The sequence below is a fragment of the Acinetobacter sp. 22323 genome, from assembly GCF_052044895.1.
In the GTDB taxonomy this organism is placed as follows: Bacteria; Pseudomonadota; Gammaproteobacteria; order Pseudomonadales; family Moraxellaceae; genus Acinetobacter; species Acinetobacter schindleri.
Map to the genome: position 1 here is coordinate 15,063 of NZ_JBQEOL010000017.1, position 22,399 is coordinate 37,461.

General features: G+C 42.8%; 21 protein-coding genes and 1 tRNA gene. 12 read left to right on the top strand and 10 right to left on the bottom strand.

Annotation, left to right across the window (positions count from 1 at the left end; translation table 11 throughout):
- Nucleotides 1–67: 67 nt before the first annotated feature.
- A complete protein-coding gene (locus tag ACTJIX_RS11515) occupies nucleotides 68–1,312 on the bottom strand; it encodes an MFS transporter (protein ID WP_111810530.1) in 1,245 nt (414 codons plus the stop codon).
- Between the two features lie 133 nt (nucleotides 1,313–1,445).
- Here ACTJIX_RS11515 and ACTJIX_RS11520 point away from each other — a divergent pair, with 133 nt between their 5' ends.
- The 5 genes from ACTJIX_RS11520 (at nucleotide 1,446) to putP (ending at nucleotide 6,200) form a co-directional block, all read left to right on the top strand.
- Complete coding sequence (locus ACTJIX_RS11520) at nucleotides 1,446–2,075, top strand: 1-acyl-sn-glycerol-3-phosphate acyltransferase (RefSeq protein ID WP_048881392.1); 630 nt, start codon at nucleotides 1,446–1,448, stop codon at nucleotides 2,073–2,075.
- Nucleotides 2,076–2,137: 62 nt separating this feature from the next.
- Nucleotides 2,138–3,055 carry a patatin-like phospholipase family protein gene (locus ACTJIX_RS11525; protein ID WP_034592511.1) on the top strand — a complete coding sequence of 306 codons (918 nt, stop codon included), beginning with the start codon at nucleotides 2,138–2,140 and terminating at the stop codon, nucleotides 3,053–3,055.
- A 99-nt stretch (nucleotides 3,056–3,154) separates the two neighbouring features.
- Nucleotides 3,155–3,616, top strand: a complete 462-nt coding sequence (locus ACTJIX_RS11530; RefSeq protein WP_004810952.1) for an NfeD family protein — start codon at nucleotides 3,155–3,157, stop codon at nucleotides 3,614–3,616.
- Nucleotides 3,617–3,639: 23 nt separating this feature from the next.
- On the top strand, nucleotides 3,640–4,494 hold the full coding sequence (locus ACTJIX_RS11535; protein ID WP_111810531.1) for an SPFH domain-containing protein: 855 nt from the start codon (nucleotides 3,640–3,642) through the stop codon (nucleotides 4,492–4,494).
- Between the two features lie 215 nt (nucleotides 4,495–4,709).
- A complete protein-coding gene (putP, locus tag ACTJIX_RS11540; RefSeq protein ID WP_111810532.1) occupies nucleotides 4,710–6,200 on the top strand; it encodes a sodium/proline symporter PutP in 1,491 nt (496 codons plus the stop codon).
- A 64-nt stretch (nucleotides 6,201–6,264) separates the two neighbouring features.
- On the opposite strand, the gene ACTJIX_RS11545 is transcribed toward putP, so the two are convergent.
- Nucleotides 6,265–7,173, bottom strand: coding sequence for a polyprenyl synthetase family protein (locus tag ACTJIX_RS11545; protein ID WP_440611472.1), 909 nt, complete (start codon nucleotides 7,171–7,173; stop codon nucleotides 6,265–6,267).
- A 252-nt stretch (nucleotides 7,174–7,425) separates the two neighbouring features.
- Entirely contained in the window at nucleotides 7,426–8,619 is a 1,194-nt protein-coding gene (prpF, locus tag ACTJIX_RS11550) for a 2-methylaconitate cis-trans isomerase PrpF (protein WP_004810957.1), read from the bottom strand.
- A 332-nt stretch (nucleotides 8,620–8,951) separates the two neighbouring features.
- On the opposite strand from prpF, the gene ACTJIX_RS11555 reads away from it, so the two are divergent.
- The 4 genes from ACTJIX_RS11555 (at nucleotide 8,952) to ACTJIX_RS11570 (ending at nucleotide 13,539) form a co-directional block, all read left to right on the top strand.
- The gene (locus tag ACTJIX_RS11555) at nucleotides 8,952–10,304 is read left to right on the top strand and encodes an amino acid permease (RefSeq protein ID WP_004810960.1); all 1,353 of its coding nucleotides are present in this window, start codon (nucleotides 8,952–8,954) and stop codon (nucleotides 10,302–10,304) included.
- A 91-nt stretch (nucleotides 10,305–10,395) separates the two neighbouring features.
- Nucleotides 10,396–10,468: transfer RNA gene (locus ACTJIX_RS11560), tRNA-Arg, on the top strand.
- Between the two features lie 348 nt (nucleotides 10,469–10,816).
- A complete protein-coding gene (locus tag ACTJIX_RS11565; protein ID WP_440611473.1) occupies nucleotides 10,817–12,061 on the top strand; it encodes an OmpP1/FadL family transporter in 1,245 nt (414 codons plus the stop codon).
- A 320-nt stretch (nucleotides 12,062–12,381) separates the two neighbouring features.
- Nucleotides 12,382–13,539, top strand: a complete 1,158-nt coding sequence (locus ACTJIX_RS11570) for an OmpP1/FadL family transporter (protein ID WP_348906642.1) — start codon at nucleotides 12,382–12,384, stop codon at nucleotides 13,537–13,539.
- A gap of 61 nt (nucleotides 13,540–13,600) precedes the next feature.
- Here ACTJIX_RS11570 and thrH read toward each other — a convergent pair whose 3' ends face one another.
- Nucleotides 13,601–14,218 carry a bifunctional phosphoserine phosphatase/homoserine phosphotransferase ThrH gene (gene thrH, locus ACTJIX_RS11575; protein WP_348906640.1) on the bottom strand — a complete coding sequence of 206 codons (618 nt, stop codon included), beginning with the start codon at nucleotides 14,216–14,218 and terminating at the stop codon, nucleotides 13,601–13,603.
- Between the two features lie 202 nt (nucleotides 14,219–14,420).
- Here thrH and ACTJIX_RS11580 point away from each other — a divergent pair, with 202 nt between their 5' ends.
- Both ACTJIX_RS11580 and ACTJIX_RS11585 read left to right on the top strand, forming a co-directional pair.
- Entirely contained in the window at nucleotides 14,421–15,155 is a 735-nt protein-coding gene (locus ACTJIX_RS11580) for a phosphoadenylyl-sulfate reductase (protein WP_048881385.1), read from the top strand.
- Nucleotides 15,156–15,633: 478 nt separating this feature from the next.
- Nucleotides 15,634–17,016, top strand: coding sequence for a WS/DGAT/MGAT family O-acyltransferase (locus tag ACTJIX_RS11585; protein WP_048881384.1), 1,383 nt, complete (start codon nucleotides 15,634–15,636; stop codon nucleotides 17,014–17,016).
- 156 nt (nucleotides 17,017–17,172) lie between these two features.
- Here the strand turns inward: ACTJIX_RS11585 and ACTJIX_RS11590 are convergent, their stop codons facing one another.
- From ACTJIX_RS11590 to ACTJIX_RS11615, 6 genes are all read right to left on the bottom strand, one after another.
- Nucleotides 17,173–17,346: a PA1571 family protein gene (locus ACTJIX_RS11590; protein WP_004810972.1), complete on the bottom strand. Its 174-nt coding sequence runs from the start codon at nucleotides 17,344–17,346 to the stop codon at nucleotides 17,173–17,175.
- Between the two features lie 135 nt (nucleotides 17,347–17,481).
- Nucleotides 17,482–18,936 carry a ribonuclease G gene (rng, locus tag ACTJIX_RS11595; RefSeq protein ID WP_262467305.1) on the bottom strand — a complete coding sequence of 485 codons (1,455 nt, stop codon included), beginning with the start codon at nucleotides 18,934–18,936 and terminating at the stop codon, nucleotides 17,482–17,484.
- A gap of 40 nt (nucleotides 18,937–18,976) precedes the next feature.
- The gene (locus ACTJIX_RS11600; RefSeq protein ID WP_262467362.1) at nucleotides 18,977–19,543 is read right to left on the bottom strand and encodes a Maf-like protein; all 567 of its coding nucleotides are present in this window, start codon (nucleotides 19,541–19,543) and stop codon (nucleotides 18,977–18,979) included.
- Nucleotides 19,531–20,022, bottom strand: coding sequence for a rod shape-determining protein MreD (gene mreD / locus ACTJIX_RS11605; RefSeq protein WP_004893383.1), 492 nt, complete (start codon nucleotides 20,020–20,022; stop codon nucleotides 19,531–19,533). Before mreD ends, ACTJIX_RS11600 begins: the two co-directional genes overlap by 13 nt.
- On the bottom strand, nucleotides 20,009–20,866 hold the full coding sequence (gene mreC / locus ACTJIX_RS11610) for a rod shape-determining protein MreC (protein ID WP_004810981.1): 858 nt from the start codon (nucleotides 20,864–20,866) through the stop codon (nucleotides 20,009–20,011). Before mreC ends, mreD begins: the two co-directional genes overlap by 14 nt.
- Before the next feature lie 16 nt (nucleotides 20,867–20,882).
- Nucleotides 20,883–21,929: a rod shape-determining protein gene (locus ACTJIX_RS11615; protein WP_004893381.1), complete on the bottom strand. Its 1,047-nt coding sequence runs from the start codon at nucleotides 21,927–21,929 to the stop codon at nucleotides 20,883–20,885.
- Nucleotides 21,930–22,062: 133 nt separating this feature from the next.
- On the opposite strand from ACTJIX_RS11615, the gene gatC reads away from it, so the two are divergent.
- On the top strand, nucleotides 22,063–22,377 hold the full coding sequence (gene gatC, locus ACTJIX_RS11620) for an Asp-tRNA(Asn)/Glu-tRNA(Gln) amidotransferase subunit GatC (RefSeq protein WP_005221175.1): 315 nt from the start codon (nucleotides 22,063–22,065) through the stop codon (nucleotides 22,375–22,377).
- The last annotated feature ends 22 nt before the right edge of the window (nucleotides 22,378–22,399 follow it).

Genomic DNA, 22,399 nt, shown 5'->3' on the forward strand with positions numbered 1-22,399 from the left:
TGTATTTATATATTCTTTTTAGTACTTTAGGCTAATATCCAATCAAACATTTGATTTAGATAATTTTTCAATCAATTTTACGGTATTTTATCCAACCGTTTATCGGGATTAAGCACAATATTGCAGTAAAAACGATGCCATACAGATAATCCTGATAACCCAATCTATCCCCTAATATTCCACTTATGCTATAAAGCCCGCCACTTACCGTCGCCATGATCGCTACTTGAAACGTAAAGTCCGTTCCCGCCAGATGTTTACGGCTGTATTGCATAACTAAAGTCAGCATCACGACTAATAACATGGCAGAAATCATATCTTCAGCCGCATTAATCAAGTAAATCACCATGGGTGTAACTGACTGTTTGGCTTCGTATTGCATTGCCAGCCAGGTATACGCCATTAGGGTAATAATTTTGATAATTGAGAAAGCCATCAAAGTTCGGGCACGGGAAAATATTTTCAGGCACCAACCAGCCAACCCTGCTCCAATCAGTGCCGCAAATGCACCGAACATAGTCACGTAAACCCCGATCTGGCTAAAACTCAGCCCCATATCTACCATTAACGGTTTTAATAGAGGTCCAGACAGGCCATCCGCAATTTTAAACGTCACCAGAATCGCCAGCCACCAGCGTAAAGTAGGCTGTTGGAGAAAATATTGAAAATAGGTTTTTAACTGGAATTTATTTTGCTGGGCTTTGGCAATCTCGTTCAGGTTTTCATGTTGCGGCTCTTTAAATAAAAGTATGGGTAAAGTATTCAGAAAGACCAGAGCTGCTAAAATCAGGAACGTCGTTTGCCATTGCAGGATATCCAAAAGCCATAGGATGGCACCCCCACCGACAATAAACCCCAGACGTGAACCCATCACCTGAAAGGTATTACCCCAGTGTTGCTGGTCATTTCTCAGAATATTGACCGCGAGTCCATCCGTAGCAATATCCTGTGTCGCTCCAATACCATTCATAAATAACAGCGCCACAAAAAAAGCTAGCAGATAAACTGGCTGATTTAATGCCTCAATTGGTATAAAGGACAGGATGATGAGTACGATGACAGACAATAACTGTGCGGGAATAGTCCAGCTACGATAATGGCCTTTTGTAGAACCATAACGATCGACTAGAGGTGCCCAAAAGACTTTGATTGACCAAGGCAGCATCAGCAGGCCGAATCCCCCAATATGCGTCAAAGATACACCTTGAGCACGCAAAATTACTGGAAGTGCATGCGTCATAAATCCCACCGGTAAACCTTGCGCCCAGTATAAGGAAAATAGCAAAACATAGAGGTTGCGCATGGCCGGCATTAAAAGTCCTTGGCTGATCAAATATTCCAGAAAACATCATCTGGCATGGATATTTTGCCAGTGAAAAAATTATCACGAAGCAATAATATAATAAAAAACAAAGAATATTTTCGTAATTCAAGAGTCTTATAAGATGGCAAATACTTCCTTTCCTGACCTACCTGCTTTAGTCCCTGGGCGTGGCAGTAAATTCAGCCGGACATTTTATAAAAAGCTTTTTCTTGCTCAAGGCTGGAAAATGGAAGGTGAATTTCCAAATCTGCCAAAAGCAGTTGCCATCATTTCTCCGCATACCTCTAATATTGATGCCTGGTTGGGCTTTAATGCTCTGCTCGGTCTCGGCATTCAGATCACGATTTTTGGCAAGGACAGTTTATTCCGTACACCACTGAAACCGATTCTGGAATGGATTGGTGTGGTTCCGGTGGTACGTGATACTCCTCAAGGACATACCCGACAGATTGTTGATATCATTAACAAGACTGATCGAATCTGGATAGGCATGGCACCTGAAGGTTCGCGTAAGGCACCGGAAAAAATCCGTAGCGGTTTTTATCATATTGCCAAAGCTGCCAATCTGCCGATTGTGATGTTTTCTTTTGACTATGACATTAAAACCATTCATATCCTGGGCGTATACCATTTAACCGGTGATTATGAATATGATCTGGAGCAGATCTATGCCCATTATGAAGGCAAGATCTCGGCAAAAAACCCGGACTGGATTGCCAAGCCTTTACAAAAACTGGTGAAAAAACGCTAGGCAAAATGTCTTTTTTTTGCTCTGATAACCATAATTTGCTTATTTAATCCTCTATTTTTAGAATGAAATTAATTCGTTATGCAATGATTGGGTGTTTGGGCCTGAGCCTTGCAGCCTGCGACAGAAGCCCATCGAAACCTGTTGTTACCCCGACGCTTAAAGCCCGTGAACCTGTCATTGCCCTTGCCTTGGGTGGTGGCGGAGCGAAAGGTTTTGCCCATATCGGTGTGATTAAAGTCCTTGAATCACATGGAATTAAACCTAAAATTGTGACTGGAACCAGTGCCGGCAGTTTTGTCGGCAGTCTGTATGCCAGCGGTAAAACTCCATATCAGCTGCAACAAATTGCGCTTAATTTTAAAGAGGCGGATATTCGTGATCTGACTTTAAACCGTCAGGGCATTATCGCCGGTCAAAAGCTACAGGATTATGTAAATAAGAACGTGGCCAATAAACCCATTGAACAGTTCCCGATCCGTTTTGCTGCGGTAGCTACCCGCCTGGATAATGGCCGTAAGGCTGACTTTATCAAAGGCAATGCTGGTCAGGCGGTACGTGCCTCTTGCAGTATTCCAAATGTCTTTGTGCCAGCGGTGATTGGGGGTAACAAATATGTCGATGGTGGATTAGTCAGTCCAATTCCAGTGAAAACAGCCAAAGATATGGGAGCGGATATTGTCATTGCAGTTGATATCTCAGCGCGTCCGGATGCCAACAAAGCCATGAACATGTTTGGCCTACTGGATCAGACCATTAATATCATGGGTCAGCAAAGTATTAATGAAGAACTGGCTCAGGCTAACGTGGTCATTCAGCCGAAGGTCGGACATATTGGTACACTGGATCTGAAATCGAGTAATGAAACGATTCTGGAAGGTGAAAAGGCGGCCCAGTTAAAAATCCGGGCCATTGAAAAGGCCATCAGCGATTTCAGCAAGTCCCCAGCTGCATTACAACCGCCACGCAAGGCCAGGTTCTAAATCGGGATTGCAGGTATTCATCCGCTGCTGCATCTGCTACATTGAAGTGAAGATAAAAATCATGATGAATATTTAATTTTGAATTACATAGGTTAATTTATGCAATTTGTTCTTGAACCGTGGCACTGGTTTGTACTTGGCATTATCCTGATTCTGTCAGAGTTAATTCTGCCAGCATTTGCTGCACTCTGGTTTGGTATTGGGGCCATTATGGTGGGTATTCTGTACTGGATGTTCCCGATGATGGGACTGACCACGCAGCTACTGACCTGGATCGTTCTCTCTGTGCTGTGTACCCTGGCCTGGTTCAAGTTTATTAAACCGCTGTCTACAGACAAGACCAAAGCCGGACTGTCACGTGAGGCCACCATTGGCCAAGTGGGGATGGTGATTCAAACCAATCTGGATCACGGTCAAGTCAAAGTCCGCTTTCCGCTCCCTGTCCTCGGTTCAGATGAATGGGAATGTCGTACGCTCAGTCCGGTACAAGTTGGCGACCGGGTTCGTGTGGTCGATATTCTCGGCAATGACCTGGTGGTACAACCACATAGCAATAATTAAGAAAAGGAAAAGGTGAAAAAGACATGAGTATAAGTTCTATTATTGTATTGGCCTTGCTGGTCTTTGTGGCTGTCACCATCTTCAAAGGTGTACGAATTGTTCCTCAAGGCTATAAATGGATTGTACAGCGTCTGGGTAAATACCATTCTACCCTAAATCCTGGCTTGAACTTCGTGATTCCTTATATCGATGAAGTTGCTTATAAAGTGACGACCAAAGATATCGTGCTGGATATTCCTTCTCAGGAAGTGATTACCCGTGATAATGCAGTCTTGCTGATGAATGCCGTAGCTTATATTAACCTGACTACACCTGAAAAAGCCGTGTACGGGATTGAAAACTATTCATGGGCGATTCAGAACCTGGTTCAGACTTCATTGCGTTCGATTGTCGGTGAAATGGATCTGGATGATGCCTTGTCATCTCGTGATCACATTAAGGCACGTTTGAAAGCCAGTATTTCAGATGATATCTCTGATTGGGGGATTACCCTGAAAACCGTAGAAATCCAGGACATCAAACCATCGCATACCATGCAGGCAGCGATGGAAGAACAAGCAGCGGCTGAACGTCAACGTCGTGCCACAGTAACCAAAGCCGATGGTGAAAAACAGGCAGCCATTCTGGAAGCAGATGGTCGTCTTGAAGCCTCACGTCGTGATGCGGAAGCACAAGTCGTACTGGCTGAATCTTCACAGCGTGCTATTGATATGGTAACTCAGGCGATTGGTGATAAAGAAATTCCTGTGGCTTACTTACTTGGCGAGCAATATGTAAAAGCCATGCAGGATATGGCGAAATCTCAAAATGCCAAGACTGTGGTCTTGCCAGCAGATATTATGAATACCATTCGTGGCGTTATGGGTCGCAACAATTAACTGTTAAGAAATATGAATCAAATAGGCAGTCGAATGACTGCCTATTTTCATTTAAATCAAGAAAATCTCAGCAAAGATTGTGAAATTATGGTTAAATTTCGCGTTTATTTTTGAAATCTTCTGGATTTAATGTTGCATGGCTTTCGGATTAAAGACCATAACATTCGCCATAATCCTTATTTCGATCTACTGTCCAACTTAAAAATGGATACCGTATGAGCTCCCTAAATCCAACCTTAATCACCTTTCTATTTTATATTGTTGCCATGATCATAATTGGCCTGATGGCTTATCGCGCGACAACAAACTTTTCCGACTACATCTTAGGGGGCCGACGTTTAGGTAGTTTTGTTACTGCACTTTCTGCTGGTGCTTCCGATATGAGCGGCTGGCTGCTGATGGGTTTGCCCGGGGCAATTTATCTTTCAGGTCTGTCTGAAATGTGGATTGCAATTGGCCTGATTATTGGTGCCTGGCTAAACTGGCTCTTGGTGGCTGGACGTTTACGTGTACATACTGAAGTACAGCACAATGCCCTGACCTTGCCAGATTATTTCTCGAACCGCTTTAACGACCAGAAAAAAGTTCTGCGTGTGGTTTCTGCATTCGTGATCCTGATTTTCTTCGCTATTTATTGTGCTTCAGGCATGGTTGCAGGTGCACGTCTGTTTGAAAGCATGTTTGAACTGCCATACAGTACTGCCCTCTGGATTAGCGCGATTGCGACGATCAGTTATGTATTCATTGGTGGCTTCCTGGCCGTCAGCTGGACTGACACGATTCAGGCGGGTCTGATGATCTTTGCTTTGTTGTTGACACCAATTGTGGCTATTTTATCTTTCTCCGATATGTCACAAATCACTTTGGCACTTGAAGCGGCTCGTCCACAAGCCATGAATGTCATGGGTGATCTGAGCTTTGTTGCGATTATTTCCTTACTGGCTTGGGGTCTGGGTTATTTTGGTCAACCGCATATTCTGGTGCGTTTCATGGCAGCAGATTCGGTGAAATCAATTCCGAATGCACGTCGTATTGGCATGACATGGATGATACTGTGTCTGGGTGGTGCGGTCGCAGCCGGTTTCTTTGGTATTGCTTACTTCCAGGCACATCCAGAACTGGCAAGTGTAGTCAATGCCAATCCTGAAACCGTATTTATGGAACTGACTAAAATTCTGTTCAATCCATGGATTGCCGGTGTGGTTCTGGCTGCAATTTTGGCTGCGGTAATGAGTACACTCAGCTGTCAGTTACTGGTGTGCTCAAGTACTTTGACTGAAGACTTCTATAAATCTTTTCTGCGTAAAAATGCTTCTCAGAAAGAACTGGTTTGGGTAGGTCGTTTGATGGTGCTACTGATTGCCCTGCTTGCGATCTGGATAGCGGGTAATCCGGCATCTAAAGTGCTTGGTCTGGTTGCTTATGCTTGGGCTGGTTTTGGTGCTGCATTTGGTCCATTGATTATCCTGTCACTGTTCTGGAAACGCATGACCCTGAATGGTGCCTTGGCCGGTATGATTGTGGGTGCAACTGTTGTGATCCTATGGAAAAACCTGTTCGCTGCGACTGGACTGTATGAAATCATTCCAGGTTTCGTCTGTTCAATGATCACTATTATTGTGGTGAGCTTGATGGGCAAAGCCCCGACAGAAGAAATTACTGACCGTTTTGAACAGGCAGAACGTCTGTACAATGAAAGCAAATAAAATGAGCTAAAATAAAAAAGAGGACTAAATGTCCTCTTTTTTATGCGCTGTATCCCTATGAAAATTAACTTTTGCGATGTAACAAAAACTGTGTAATCTGAGTCAATTCTTCAGCCTGACCTTCGAAGTGAGCCAAAGCATTTAAGGCTTGATCATGCAACTGCTTAGCATACTGTTTTGCCTGCTCGAGTCCCATAAGCGCAGGATAAGTCGATTTCTCTACCTGTTCATCCTTGCCTGCCGTTTTTCCTAATACTTCAGTATCAGAAATGATATCTAGAATATCATCCTGCACCTGGAAAGCCAGACCAATGGCCTGACCAAATTCACGCAGTTTCGGAATCGCCAGATCGGTACCTTCAAAAATCGTCACCGCAGCCATCATGATGGCTGCTGAAATCAGTGCACCGGTCTTATTACGGTGAATGGTTTCTAATGCTTCCTGGTCAATTCGTTTTCCTTCAGACTGCAGATCTAAAACCTGACCATTGACCATCTTGGAAGATGCTGTAGCCAGAATCTGCATCTGCTTTAATACAATTGCTGGCTCAACTGCAGGGCCCTGATCAAACAGACGGCTGCCTAAAATTTCAAAAGCCATGGATTGCAGAATATCGCCAGCAAGCAACGCGGTATCTTCACCAAAGGCAACATGACAGGTTGGTTGTCCACGACGCAACAAATCATTGTCCATACAAGGCAGATCATCATGCGCCAGTGAATAGCAATGAATGAACTCGATTGCGACTGCAGCACGACGCACAGCAGCAGTGTTCTGATTCGGTTTAAGTGCGGCTGTGGCATAACACAAGGCTGGACGTACACGTTTTCCACCCAGCATCACTGCATGGTGTACGGCCGATTTCAGCGGCTCAGGAATGCCAAAAGCATCTAATGCTGTCAATAGGTCCTGTTGAATACGATGTTGTGCTTGAGTCAATGCATGGGTTGACAGCTCAGTTGTAGATGACACATTCGCCTCAGATCGGTTGTTCAATATATTTTCGATGACAAGAATAAAGAACTTGCCGCTTTATTCCTGCATTGTACCTCTAAATATCCTGAATTATCAGCTTGAATTCGTCTGCTGATTTTTTTCTATAAAGAGCAAAGTTCATTTTTAATGAAAAGAAGCTATCTAGAATGTTAAAGGTGCTGCCCTGAATATAAAAAACCATTGTACGGACAATGGTTTTTTATATAAGCAGATTTCATTAAATTAATTCTATTCTTTCAAAACTTCTGCAGGCACACGTATCCAGCCTTCCATCAAGACACGCGCACTACGGCTCATGATGGCTTTCTTCACTTTCCATTCACCATTTTCCTGAGTAGCTTGTGCGCCAACGCGTAAAGTCCCTGATGGATGACCAAATCGCACCGCTTCACGCTCACCACCACCTGCTGCCAGATTCACCAATGTTCCTGGAATCGCAGCTGCAGTGGCAATCGAAACCGCGACGGTTCCCATCATGGCATGATGCAGCTTACCCATCGATAAGGCACGTACCAATACATCGGTATCTAATTCGGTGATCGCTTTACCCCCTGAAGATACATAGGCCTTAGGCTGGGATACAAAAGCAATTTTCGGCGTATGCTGACGTTGAGCTGCTTCAGTAATATCTGAAATCAGCCCCATTTTTAATGCGCCATAAGCACGAATGGTTTCAAATTTAGCGAGCGCTACCGGATCACTATTAATATCTTCCTGTAGCTCTGTGCCCTGATAGCCCAGGTCTTCAGCTTTCAGGAAAATTGTCGGAATACCCGCCTTGATCAAAGTTGCTTCAAAGGTACCGTATTCTGGCACAACCAGCTGATCGACTAAATGACCTGTCGGAAACATGGCTCCACCCTCGGCATCATCATCGGCAGGGTCCAGAAATTCGATCTGAACTTCAGCTGCTGGAAAGGTGACACCATCTAGCTCAAAATCACCTAATTCCTGTACCTGCCCATTCACAATTGGCACATGGGCAATAATGGTTTTCTGAATATTGACCTGCCAGATCCGTACTGTGCAGATGCCGTTTTCCAAAATACGAGAGGAATCTACCAGACCATTACTAATCGCAAATGAACCTACACCCGCTGTCAGGTTGCCGCAGTTACCACTCCAGTCGACAAAAGGTCGGTCAATTGCAACCTGTCCAAACAGATAATCTACGTCATGATCAGGTTGCTGGCTTTTAGACAGAATGACCGTTTTGCTGGTACTGGAACTGGCTCCCCCCATCCCGTCAATCTGCTTACCATAAGGATCTGGGCTACCAATCACACGTAAGAGTAACTGGTCTCTGATTTTGCCCGGCTGTTGTGCTGCAGGTGGAAGATCTTCCAGCTTGAAAAATACACCTTTACTGGTACCTCCACGCATATAGGTAGCTGGAATCTTGATTTGCGGGGCAAAACTCATCGTTATTACCTTCCTTTGTCTGATCTTTATTTTGTAAATGCAATGTAACTGAGGTTGAATTTGAGTATAGTATATTTATATCGTGATAAATTGACTGCAAGACCTTTGTATAAAAAAACAACATATACAACGGCTGTCTTTTTAGTATTCGATGAGGAATATCAGATTCAATAAAATTAATATATTGATTCATTTATCTTTTATTTAATTTATTTTTATAATAATTTTTTATTAATCTGATAATAATTTTTCATTTAAGGCTTCTACTAGGCTTCTTTTGACTGATCAATTACAATCTTTCAACTTATTTTTACATTGTCGGGCTGAATACTTTGAATAACGAGTCTTCACAACTTCAGCGTGGCTTAAAGAACCGTCATATTCAGTTGATCGCCATGGGCGGTGCAATTGGCACAGGCTTATTCTTAGGTTCCGCACAGGTGATCCAATCCGCTGGTCCTTCGATTATTCTGGGCTATGCCATTGGTGGCTTAATTGCTTTCCTTATTATGCGTCAATTGGGTGAAATGATTGTTCATGAACCTGTTGCAGGTTCTTTCAGCCATTTTGCTTATAAATATTGGGGTAAATTCCCTGGTTTCCTCGCGGGCTGGAACTACTGGATCCTGTATATCCTGGTCGCAATGACCGAGCTTACCGCTGTCGCAAAATATATTAACTACTGGTGGCCCCATATTCCTGCTTGGGCATCGGTGCTGTTTTTCTTCATTGTGATTACCCTGGTCAACCTTGGCAATGTGAAATTCTATGGTGAATCAGAGTTCTGGCTTTCAATCATTAAAGTGACTGCCGTCATCTCGATGATTGTCTTTGGTTTATACCTGATCCTGACTGCAGATGCTTCATCTACTGCATCTTTTAGCAATTTATGGACCGCAGGTGGCTTCTTCCCAAATGGCTTTGAAGGTTTATTCTTCATGCTGGCCTTCCTCATGTTCGCCTTTGGTGGGATTGAACTGATTGGTATGGCAGCAGCAGAAGCGGAGAATCCGGAAAAGACCATTCCTAAAGCGATTAACCAGGTTGTTTTCCGTATTCTGATTTTCTATGTCGGTGCGTTGACCATCTTGTTATCATTAGTGCCTTGGAACCAGTTGGAACTCGGCGGTCTGGATAAAAGTCCATTCGTAATGATTTTCAGTCAGCTAGGTATTGACTGGGCAGCCCACCTGCTAAACTTCATTATTCTAACTGCTGCACTGTCTGTATATAACAGTGGTATGTATGCCAATAGCCGCATGCTTTACGGTCTGGCCAAACAAGGCAATGCACCGAAGCTCTTCCTGAAAGTAAATAAACAAGGTACGCCAATTCCTGCAGTACTCTTCTCTGCTGCTTTGATTTTTGGCTGCGTACTGTTGAACTACTTTGTACCAGAAGATGCTTTAAGCCATCTGATCTATGTGGTGGTAGGTGCCTTGGTCTTGAACTGGGCAATGATTTCGCTGACACATTTCAAGTTTATTCAGGCAATGAAAAAAGTTGGGGAAAAAACCAAATTTCCAGCACTTTGGTCTCCAGCAAGTAACATACTTGTATTAGGCTTTATTGCGACTATTCTTTACATTATGTGGACTCAGGGCTTCCAGGAATCTGTATACATGCTTCCGATTTGGGTCGTGATCATGTTTATCCTGTTTAAACTGCTCAAGACCAAAAATTAATTAAAAAGTTTTAATTGACTATTTTTTAAAGTTATTGCTTCGGCAATAACTTTTTTTTTCGTCTTTTTTGGAGTAGATTAGGGATCGTTTTGCGCCCTTAGCTTAACTGGATAGAGCAGTTGCCTCCTAAGCGACCGACGTGGGTTCGAGTCCCGCAGGGCGCACATATTTCAAATATGTGAACTAATTAACAAAAAATTTAAGCAATAATTCAATAAATCTATATTTTTTTCATTTTTTTTACTATCTCTCTATTTCTAATTAAATTTTTAAATTTCAAAAACTTATATCCTTACATTACTTTTCAATTAGTATTTTTACTCTAATTTGATGTTTTTTTGAACTACTCATTCAAACTAGAGCATTTACTCTTTTTTATATTGTGTTATTTTTGTCACATGGAGTAACAAATCAGCCATTGAAGGCATAGGAATGACTCCAAAAACAATACCAAGCTAATACCGAAAAAACGTTTTAAATACCCAAATTTGTACCTCAAGGGAAGATGAATAATGAAATTAAAAGCGCTTAGTACAGCAATGATTTTAGCAGCATTACCTATGTCAGGCGCATTTGCTGCAGCTATCGACCGTTCTGGTCAATCTATCGCAGCATTTTTACAGCCAGGTAACTATTTTGAAGCAGGGATTTCTGTTTTAGATCCAGATGTATCTGGGAAGGCTATTTCAACTGCTGGTGGCGGCAATCTTTCTGACATGGGAGATGATTACTACTTCCCCTCAGCTGCTCTTAAATTACAAGTAACAGACCACTTCTCATTTGGTTTGATCTATGACCAACCATTTGGTGCTGATGCTGCATACTCAACAAGTGACCCACTTGTTGGTCTCAATACAGGTTTGTTCCACTTAAACGGTGAAGCAACTGAAGTAGAAGTTGACACTCAAAGTTTGTCTATGATTTTTGGTTTCCAGCCAAATGAAAATTTCAACATTTATGCTGGTCCTGTTTATCAAACAATTAAAGGTAATGTTCAATTACGTGGTGCGGCATATGGTTCAGCTAACGGCCTTGGCTTATATAATGCTGATTTAGATGAAGATGGTGCAGTTGGCTGGTTAGCTGGCTTTGCTTATCAAATTCCTGAAATTGCTTTAAAAACATCTATCACTTATCGCTCTGAAATTGACCACAAAGCATCTGCTCGCGAATATGGTCAAAGTAACGTATTAGCATTTGTTGGCAGTAGCCCTGTTTACGATGTAGCAACAGATGCAAATATTACAACTCCCCAATCTGTTAACCTTGATTTCCAAACAGGGATCATGGCAAATACAGTTGCCTTTGCAAATGTACGTTGGGTGAATTGGAAAGACTTTTCTCTTGACCTAAAACAATTCGGAACTGTTGCAGATACTCTAGGTGCGCTAGGCCAGACTCCAGACAACCCAAATGGCTTTGATATTGTTGGTTATACTGATGACCAATGGTCAGCAAACGTAGGTGTAGGCCGTAAATTTAATGATCTATGGGCAGGTAATGTCTCAGTAGGTTGGGATTCTGGTGCAGGTAATCCTATATCAACTCTTGGCCCAACTGAAGGTTACTGGAATGTTGGCTTAGGACTTCAATATAGTCCAACACCTGCAACCTTTATCGCTGGTGGTGTTAAATACTTCTGGTTAGGCGATGCAAAAGCGCAAGCCGCATCTAACTTCGGATCAGATACTTATGTTGCAGAATTTGAAGACAACGATGCATGGGCATACGGTTTAAAAATCGGTTATCGCTTCTAATTCCTGTTAGTTAATAAAAACCACCTTCGGGTGGTTTTTACTGCCTCATTTATATTTTTATACACCCGCATACTATTCGATGCTTTTATCACCAATCAAATTTTTCCTGAGTTCAACTTTCTATATATTTTAATAAAAATCATTATTTGTTTATTTTCATCAAGTTAATTAAAAAAATATAGTATAAATACTCTAAGCAATCATTTTTTATAACCGCCATAGTTCATTTCTTCAACAGGGCTGAGCATTTACTCTTTTTAATTTTATGTTACTTTTCCACAACTTTTTTATTATCTTTATGAAACATTCAAGGACGAGCCATGAAACTTAAGCCAATTTCTACTGCAATTTTACTTGCAACCCTTCCAACAACAGCAGTTTTTGCAGGTGGTCTAGACCGTTCAGGCCAGTCTATTTCAGCTTTTTTACAGCCGGGGAATTATGCAGAAGCAGGCTTCACAGTTATTGATCCAACTGTAGAAGGTAAAGATATTGCAGGTAATAAAGTCAGCGATATGGGTGACGATTATTACTTCCCTAGCGCGGCGATCAAAGTACAGGCTACTGATAAAGTGTCTTTAGGTCTGTTATATGACCAGCCTTATGGCGCCGATGCAACTTATGCAGTGGAAAAGAGTGTTTTCGCTGAAAATGCTGTGAATCAAGGCACCAAAGTAGAAGTGAAAACCAATAACCTCACAGCACTCATTGGCTATCAGCCTAATGAAAACTGGAACTTCTATGCTGGTCCTGTTTACCAAACGGTAGAAGGTAAAGTATCACTTCGTGGTGCAGCTTATGGTGGCACATCAGCACTTGGTGGTTATGATATCGATCTAAAAGAAGCAGAAGCTTATGGCTGGCTTGCAGGTGCTGCATATTCTATTCCTGAAATTGCATTGAAAGCGGCAGTCACTTACCGTTCAGAAATCAAACATGATTTAGATACTGTAGAAACTTTTGGTTTAGGTGCGCTTGTCCGTCCAACCACTGAAACAGAAGTGGTTACACCCCAGTCAGTCAATGTCGATTTACAATCAGGTATTGCTAAAAATACTTTAGCCTTTGCCAATATTCGCTGGGTGCATTGGGATCAATTTGCTGTAAAACCGGCATATTTAGCTGCGGCTACTTTAGCTGCAAAAGGTAAAGCGCAAAACCTGATCGACTATAGTGATGACCAATGGTCTGTGAATTTAGGTCTTTCACGTAAATTCACAGAAAAATGGGCTGGTTCAGCAACTGTGGGTTGGGACTCAGGTGCAGGCAACCCTGTAACCACATTAGGCCCAACTGAAGGCTATTGGAGTGTAGGTCTTGGCGGCCAATACAGCCCTGCTGCGAATTATTTTATCGCTGCCGGTGTGAAATACCTATGGTTAGGTGATGCCAAAGCGCAAACAGGTGGCAATGTCGTAGGCAGCTTTGAAGATAACAACGCCTTGGCCTATGGCATGAAAATCGGTTACCGTTTCTAATTTTTATCTTAATAAAAAAGCCGCATTCAGCGGCTTTTTTATTTCATTCAGCTTCTAATATTTAAGCTGGAATATTACGCACAGAAGCATTACGGATCGCTTCTTTTAAAGCTGCATAACCATGAATAGGTGGGAATTGTGGGAATTCTGCAATGACATTTTCAGGTGCATCAAATAAGAAACCAGCATCTGCTTCACCCAGCATGGTCGTATCATTATATGAATCACCTGCCGCGATTACACGGAAATTCAGACCATGTAATGCTTTTACTGCTTGACGTTTTTGATCAGGCTGACGCAGTTTATATGCTGAAATCATACCATTTTCATCAGTTTCTAATTTATGACAGAAAATGGTTGGCCAGCCTAACTGCTTCATTAATGGATGAGCAAACTCATAGAAAGTATCAGACAGAATAATCAGTTGGAAATGAGTGCTTACCCATTCTACAAATTCTTTGGCACCTTCAAATGGCCCCATATCTGCAATTACTTCCTGAATATCATTCAGACCCAAGCCATGCTCTTTCAAAATATTCAGACGTTGTGTCATTAACACATCATAGTCAGGAATATCACGAGTCGTTGCTTCAAGCGCTTTAATGCCTGTTTTCTTTGCAAAATTAATCCAAATTTCAGGAACCAATACACCTTCAAGATCCAGACATACGACTTCCATGAATATTCCCCTCAGTTATCATCTAAAAAATTTTCCATATCATAGCTGAAGATTCATATTTTGCATTGTTCTTTTTTAAATCTATTTTTTTCATAAGTATTTATTTTTTAGTGATAAGACTGCCAATTCTCTTCTATTAAAATACATGTGAAATTAATTAATATAGGCAGAGTCATTCCAAGCCTATATCGCCAGGATTCTCATGACCACTATTCCTACTATTGATATTGTGGATGCGCTTGCATCTGAATATGCTGATAAATCTCCAAGTGAAATTTTGGCACTTGCCCTGAATCAACCAGGTGAAATTGCCATTTCATTTTCTGGTGCAGAAGATGTTGTACTGATTGACATGGCTTCCCACCTCGGTAAACCTTTCCGTGTCTTTAGTCTGGATACAGGCCGCTTGCACGCTGAAACCTATCAATTTATCGAACAAGTTCGAAAACACTATAATATTGATATTGAAATCTGTTTTCCTGAACGTGAAGCCATTGAAAATTTGACTACTCGTAAAGGAATGTTCAGTTTCTATCAAGATGGTCATCAGGAATGTTGTGGCATCCGTAAGGTTCAACCATTACGTAAAAAACTTGCAACGCTTGATGGCTGGATTACCGGTCAGCGTAAAGACCAGAGCCCGGGTACACGGAATGAAATTCCGGTGGTTCAGGCAGATCCAGGTTTTTCAGGTCCCGGTAAACAGCTGATTAAATACAACCCACTTGCCAATTGGTCGAGTGCCGATGTATGGAGTTATATCCGTATGATGGAAATTCCATATAACCCATTGCATGAGAAAGGATTTATTTCTATTGGTTGTGAACCATGTACTCGTCCCGTTTTACCGAACCAGCATGAACGTGAAGGTCGCTGGTGGTGGGAAGAAGCAACACATAAAGAATGTGGCTTACATGCAGGCAACCTGAAAAAGTAAAATTAAATCAGACTATGTATATTTGTAAAAGGCTATCCTGAATGAGGATAGCCTTTTTAACTACGAATCTTACATTTGGTGACAAGATATCAAGTCTCCTCTTTTACCATTCATCAGGAAAGATCCTGAGGATTATCAAAGAATTTATAAAATGTTATTGAATAGATTTATTTGCAAAAAAATGTGAAATTGAACTCAATACCATTCTTTTAATGATGCATAATTATTCAGTTATACTCCCACCAGACCTAAAAAACGTATTTTCAGCAGTAGCTTTAAAAACTAAAATTTTCACATTTCAAAAACTTAGGAAGGTATAAACCTCCATGTCAATTATTAATTTTTAACTTAACAGATTAAGATTAAGCAGTTCATTTCTACGTTAAAACAGCTATACTTTCTTTACTAAAGTAATAATTCTAACAAGGCTTTTCAGATAGAGAACAGCCATATAGAGTGCAGTGAGGCAATCCACGCTATGCGTCCATTACATCCAATTGATCTTATTTTTTTATCTTTAGAGAAACGGCAGCAACCTATGCATGTAGGTGGTCTTTTTTTATTTCAGATTCCCGATAATGCACCGGCAACTTTTATTCAGGAATTGGTGCGTGATATCCGTACTTCAAAATCTATTCCAATCCCACCTTTCAATAATTATTTAAATGGCTTGTTCTGGGACGAAGATCAACAGTTCGATCTGGATCATCATTTCCGGCATATTGCCCTGCCAAAACCGGGCCGCATCCGTGAATTACTCACCTATATTTCACAGGAACATAGTGCTCTGATTGACCGTGCCAAACCACTCTGGACCTGTCATATCATTGAAGGAATAGAAGGTAATCGTTTCGCGATGTACTTTAAAATTCACCATGCTATGGTCGATGGCATTGCAGGTATGCGTCTGGTCGAGAAATCACTGTCTCATGATCCACATGGAAAAAGTATTGTGCCACCATGGTGTGTAGAAGGACCACGTGCCAAGCGCCTGAAAGCACCAAAAGTTAGTCGCATTAAAGGCGTTTTATCTACGCTGAAAGGACAGCTGGAATCTACTCCGCGTGTCATCTATGAGCTATCGCAAACTGTATTAAAAGACATGGGACGTAATCCTGATTATGTCTCCAGTTTCCAGGCCCCTTCATCCATTCTAAATCAACGTGTCAGTGCATCACGCCGATTTGCTGCGCAATCCTTTGAATTTGAGCGTCTTCGTCGTATTTCTAAAGCCTTGGGTGTAACCATTAACGATATCGTGCTGGCAATCTGTTCTGGTGCCTTACGTGAATATTTAATCAGCCAAGATGCTCTACCAAAGAAACCGTTGATTGCCATGGTACCGGCTTCTGTACGTTCTGATGACTCTGATGTATCAAACCGTATTACCATGATTCTGGCGAATCTGGGTACACATAAGGAAGATCCTTTAGAACGCCTCAAGATCGTACGTCGTAGCGTACTGAATGCCAAAGAACGTTTTAAGCGTATGAATGCCAATCAGATTCTGAACTATAGTGCTTTTGTTTATGGCGCTGCAGGTTTAAATATTGCATCAGGTCTGATGCCAAAACGCCAGGCATTTAATCTGGTGATTTCCAATGTTCCAGGTCCACAAGAACCGCTGTACTGGAATGGTGCCCGTCTGGAAGCCCTCTACCCTGCCTCTATTGTGCTCGATGGTCAGGCACTCAATATCACCATGACCAGTTATTTAGACAAACTTGAAGTGGGTCTGACCGCCTGCCGTAATTCCCTGCCTAAAATGCAGAATCTGCTTACTCATCTTGAGGACGAAATCCAGCGTTTTGAACGGATTGTCGATGGTGGCAAAACCCCAAAGCTCGCAGCAGTAAGTTAGACTGCGATGAAGACTAAAATCAAGACTAAGTTTCTAGGCAAAAATAGGTATGAACATTTTTGCCAATAATTTCATGTAATAATAAAGGGGCATATGGTGCCCCTTTATTTTTATTTGATTATTTTTTATTCAAATCATTCAAGCAATATTCAAATTTTAACTTTTCACAGTACGACATTGTTTTAATAGCTGATGGCAGACCGTACGGATCATAGATGAAGTAATCTGAACCTCATTGCCGCGTTCGTCCACAATGTATCCCGCGTGGACAGTTTTCGGTTCAAGCACGTGTTTTAGACCCTTATTAATAACTGCTTTACTTATACTCATGACACACCTCATTTTTTGCTAAGCCAAAATATTGGGAGATTGGCTTTGGCTACTGGATGTGTCTAGTATTCAGAATTCACCTGCGCTTGTAAAATTCCAGTTGTAACAAGGGTTTTACGATATTCTGTTACAATTTCAGCTGAGAATGATATCGTATTGCTCTTGCGTATATAAATTCTCAACTTGGAACTTAATCACGCGATCAATAAAGTGTTCCAGATCCGCCACAGCCGGGGCTTCTGCAGTCAGCAGTCGATCAATCACTGACGGATGTGCCACTACAGTAAATCCACTTTGTGATTGATAAGCGCGTGCGTAACGTAAAATTTCACGGAATATTTCGTAACACACTGATTCTGCTGTTTTGACGTATCCACGTCCCTGACAGGTTGGACAGGATTCGCATAACAGGTGCTCTAGAGATTCACGGGTACGTTTACGCGTCATCTCGACCAGACCCAGTTCAGATACCTGGGTAATCTTGGTTTTGGCATGATCACGTTCCAGCATTTTTTCGAACTGGTTCATTACCTCGTCACGATGCTGTGCTTCCTGCATGTCAATGAAATCAATAATAATGATCCCACCCAGATTACGCAGTCGTAACTGACGTGCAATCACCTCAGTTGCTTCCATATTGGTTTTGAAGACGGTATCTTCCAGTGAACGACCGCCGACATAGGAACCGGTATTGACATCAATCGTGGTCATGGCCTCAGTCTGATCAATCATCAGATAACCACCAGATTTTAGTGCCACACGGGTTTGTAGAGCCTTCTGGATATCATCTTCAACATTATATAAGTCAAAAATCGGGCGCTCGCCTGGATAGTGCAGCAAACGATCATTCATGCTTGGCACAAATTCTTTAACAAACTCTTTCAGTTTGCCGTGGATTTCACGTGAATCGACATAGATTTTGGCAGTGTTTTCATTGGCCAGATCACGAATCACACGCTGTGGCAGCGGCAGTTCTTCAAAGATCAGTGATGGAACAGCAATGCTCTTCTGTTTGCGCTGAATGTAGTCCCAAAGCTTGGCCAGATAAGCCATATCCTGGGCAATTTCAGCTTCATCAATGCCTTCTGCCGCAGTACGGACAATCACCGAACCGGGCAGTTTATGCTGGGCCTGAATCCGTTCAATAATCGAACGTAAACGATTACGCTCTTCTTCAGATTCAATCCGTTGCGATACGCCAATATGATTGCCATAAGGCATCAAAACCAGATAACGTGAAGGAATGGAGAGATCAGTTGAAAGACGTGCGCCTTTGGTCCCGAGCATGTCTTTCATCACCTGCACCGTCAGAATCTGACCTGACTGCAGTAATTCAAACACATTCGGTGTCGGCTGCTGACGCGGCCAGACCATATCATTGATATGCAAAAAAGCAGTACGTGACAGACCAATATCGACAAAAGCAGCCTGCATCCCTGGCAGGACACGGACCACTTTGCCTTTATATACGTTCCCCACCAGACCGCGCTTCGCGGTACGCTCGATGAACAGTTCGTTCACCGTGCCGTTTTCGATTAACGCCACACGACATTCCATCGGTGTGAAGTTAATCAATAACTCGTCAGACATAACAACACTCAAAACATTATAAGAATTCTTTTTTCAGCAGTTAATTTAGTGCTTTAACCGTCTGTAATAACTGTACCGTTTCATATAGGGGCAAACCGACTACATTAGAGTAGCTCCCCTGAATCGCGGGGATATAACGTGCTGCAATGCCTTGAATGGCATAACCGCCTGCCTTGCCTACCGGTTCACCAGTCGCCCAATAACTTTCCATATCATGGGTGGTGAGTGATTGAAATTCAACCTGTGTTCTTACCACTATACTGTATTTTTCATTTTTTGTGCGTACGCAGACACCGCTAAATACATCATGTTTACGGCCTGATATTTTAGCCCACATTACAAAGGCATGCTGTTTGGATTCAGGCTTACCCAGAATCTCGTTATCAACCCCCAAACTTGTGTCTGCAGCAATAATAATTGCATCTGGATAACACTCGGCCACGGCATCCGCTTTGGCACGTGCCAAACGTTCAACATAAGCCGCAACTGACTCATTGGGCAATACGGATTCGTCAATATCAGGACTGTAAATCTCGAACTCTAATCCCAACTGTTGCAGCAGTTCACGGCGTCGAGGTGAACTGGAGGCCAGAATCAAATGCGCCATTTTCTGAGCAGATAATATAGAACAGGCCATACCATAACGCTAGTCAGTATCGGTAGCCAGTGACGTGGAATCGAGAACTGCACGCCGCTAATGATCTGAGCAAAGAAGGTCAGCATCAGATGGGCAACGAGTGCCAATGTAGCAATAATCCAGAGATTGCTAAAAGTCAGGATACGGCGCTCACGGGTCAGGAAGCGCGCCATAAAGGCAATAATAATAAAACTCAGCGCATTCAGACCTAAAGGTGCATCCAATAGCAGATCCAGCAAAATCCCGGTACTAAACGCGAACCAAATCCCGCACCAGGTCGGCTGGCAGAGCACCCAGAACAGCATCACCATCAGCATAAACTGCGGACGCCAGCCAGAGAGCGAATAAGATAAAGGATAGACCACCAGAACCGAGGCAAAAATTACTGAAATAATAATCGGGAATAATGGATCCCGATGGGTTCTGGACTGCATTTTAGCGATCGACATGTGGCTGCTCCATCGCTAATGAATCAGAGAACAGCACTACCACATGATGACCACCAGCCAGCTGTGCTGCCGGAATCACATCAATCTGGGCAAATTCACCTGAATTATGACGTTGTACTTTGGAGACGGTGCCAACCAGATAACCTGCCGGAAAATGCTGTCCCAAACCTGAGCTATAAACTTTTTCACCGACTTTGATGTTGGCACTGGTCGGTACATATTCCATTTTCAGACGCCCAAGATCACCCGTCCCCGAGACGATGGCACGCATTCCGGTGTGTTCCAGACGTACTGAAAGTGAATGTTCTTTATCTGAGAGCAGCATGACACGGCTACTATGCGGATAGACACTAATGATCTGCCCCATGATCCCCTTGTCATCCAGCACAGTCTGTCCTATCCGTAGGTGGCTGTTAGAACCCCGGTTAATCACGATGATATGACGCAGCGGATCGGCATCAGTACCAATCACTTCTGCAATTTCCATACGTCCATCAATAATTAAAGGCGTGTCCAGTAGCCCGCGCAGACGGGTATTTTCAGCAGACAGTTCAGAAATTTTTTGTAAGCGTACCTGCGCCTGTAACAGCTCAGCCTGCATCGCGGTATTTTCACGACGCAGTTGTGCTTCAGACTTGGTTTGTTGATTCAGCCATTCTCGCGACAATACAGGATAACTGGCCACGGCATATATCGGATTATATGCCGCATTCAGCACATCCCTTGCAGGTTGAACCAGATGAGGCATGCGCCAATCAAAGAAAAGCACCACCAGACAGGTCACCAACGCAATGACGAATGAGCGAAAAGATGGCGGTTGTCGAGAAAACAGATGTGTTTGCACCCGCCGTGTCCTGTTCTTAGCCTACGAATAACATGTCATGATTTGGGTTATCGAAGAATTCGAGAACCTTACCCCCACCACGTGTTACACATGACAGTGGATCTTCTGCAACCACCACAGGAAGACCAGTTTCTTTGGCAAGAAGCTTGTCCAGGTTACGTAGTAATGCACCACCACCCGTTAATACGATCCCGCGCTCAGCAATGTCTGAAGACAGTTCAGGAGGGGTTTGCTCCAGTGCAGATTTCACAGCAGACACGATATATTGCAATGGGTCAGAAATTGCCTGAGTCACTTCATCAGAAGTCACCGTAATTGCGCGCGGCACACCTTCAGCCAAATTACGACCACGAACTTCAATTTCCAGTGGTTTTGCACCTTCATCCGGAAGCGCCATACCGACTTCTTTTTTAATAATTTCAGCAGTCGTTTCACCGATTACGCAACCATGTGCTTTACGCACGTAGTTAATGATCTGTTCATCAAATACATCACCGCCAATACGCAATGAGTCTGCATAAACACAGCCCTGCAGCGAGATGATCGCGATTTCTGTTGTACCACCGCCCACGTCCACAACCATCGAACCACATGCCTGCTCTACCGGCATGCCAGCGCCAATTGCAGCTGCCATCGGTTCTTCAATCAAACGTACTTCACGCGCGCCAGCGTTATACACGGCTTCACGGATCGCACGACGTTCAACTAGAGTAGATTTACATGGAACACACACCACAACACGTGGTGCAGGCGGGAATAAACGTTTTTCGTGAACCTTGCCGATGAACTGATTCAACATGGTTTCAGTGACTTCAAAGTCTGCAATCACGCCATCTTTCATCGGGCGGATTGCTGAAATATTTGCCGGGGTACGACCAAGCATTTGTTTCGCGTCAAGACCTACGGCAGCAACAATTTTTTGTGAACCACTATGACGGATTGCTACAACCGTCGGTTCATTTAATATAATGCCTCGTCCTGGCGCATAAATAAGTGTATTTGCAGTACCTAAATCAATGGCTAGATCTGGCGAAAACAAGCCTATTAGTCGTTTTAGAATCACGGGGACGTTCTCAATTAAACTTTATATGGACGCAAGGTGGCAACTTTAACTAAATGTGATGCTTTGGACAAGTCAATCGCTTATCATAACGCATGATAATTTGATTTTTTTTTAATACTGATTAGGTAATGTTATGTCTACATCGGATGCACAGCATTCTGCAGATTTAAATGCAGAAACAGTTTCGGCTATTGCGAACCTTGCACGATTATCTCTGAATGATACGCAATCTGCTGAATATGCTCAAAGTTTAAATAAAATTTTAGGCATGATGGAAACGCTGAAAGGTATCAATACTGACGGTGTTGAACCATTAAAAAGCCCTTTCGACCATCCTCAGCCATTACGTGAAGATGTAGTGAGTGAAAGTAATCACCGTGATGAATATCAGGCAGTTGCGCCAGCGGTACAGGACGGCTTGTACCTTGTCCCTCGCGTAATTGAGTAATTACTATCCAGTTCAATCTTTT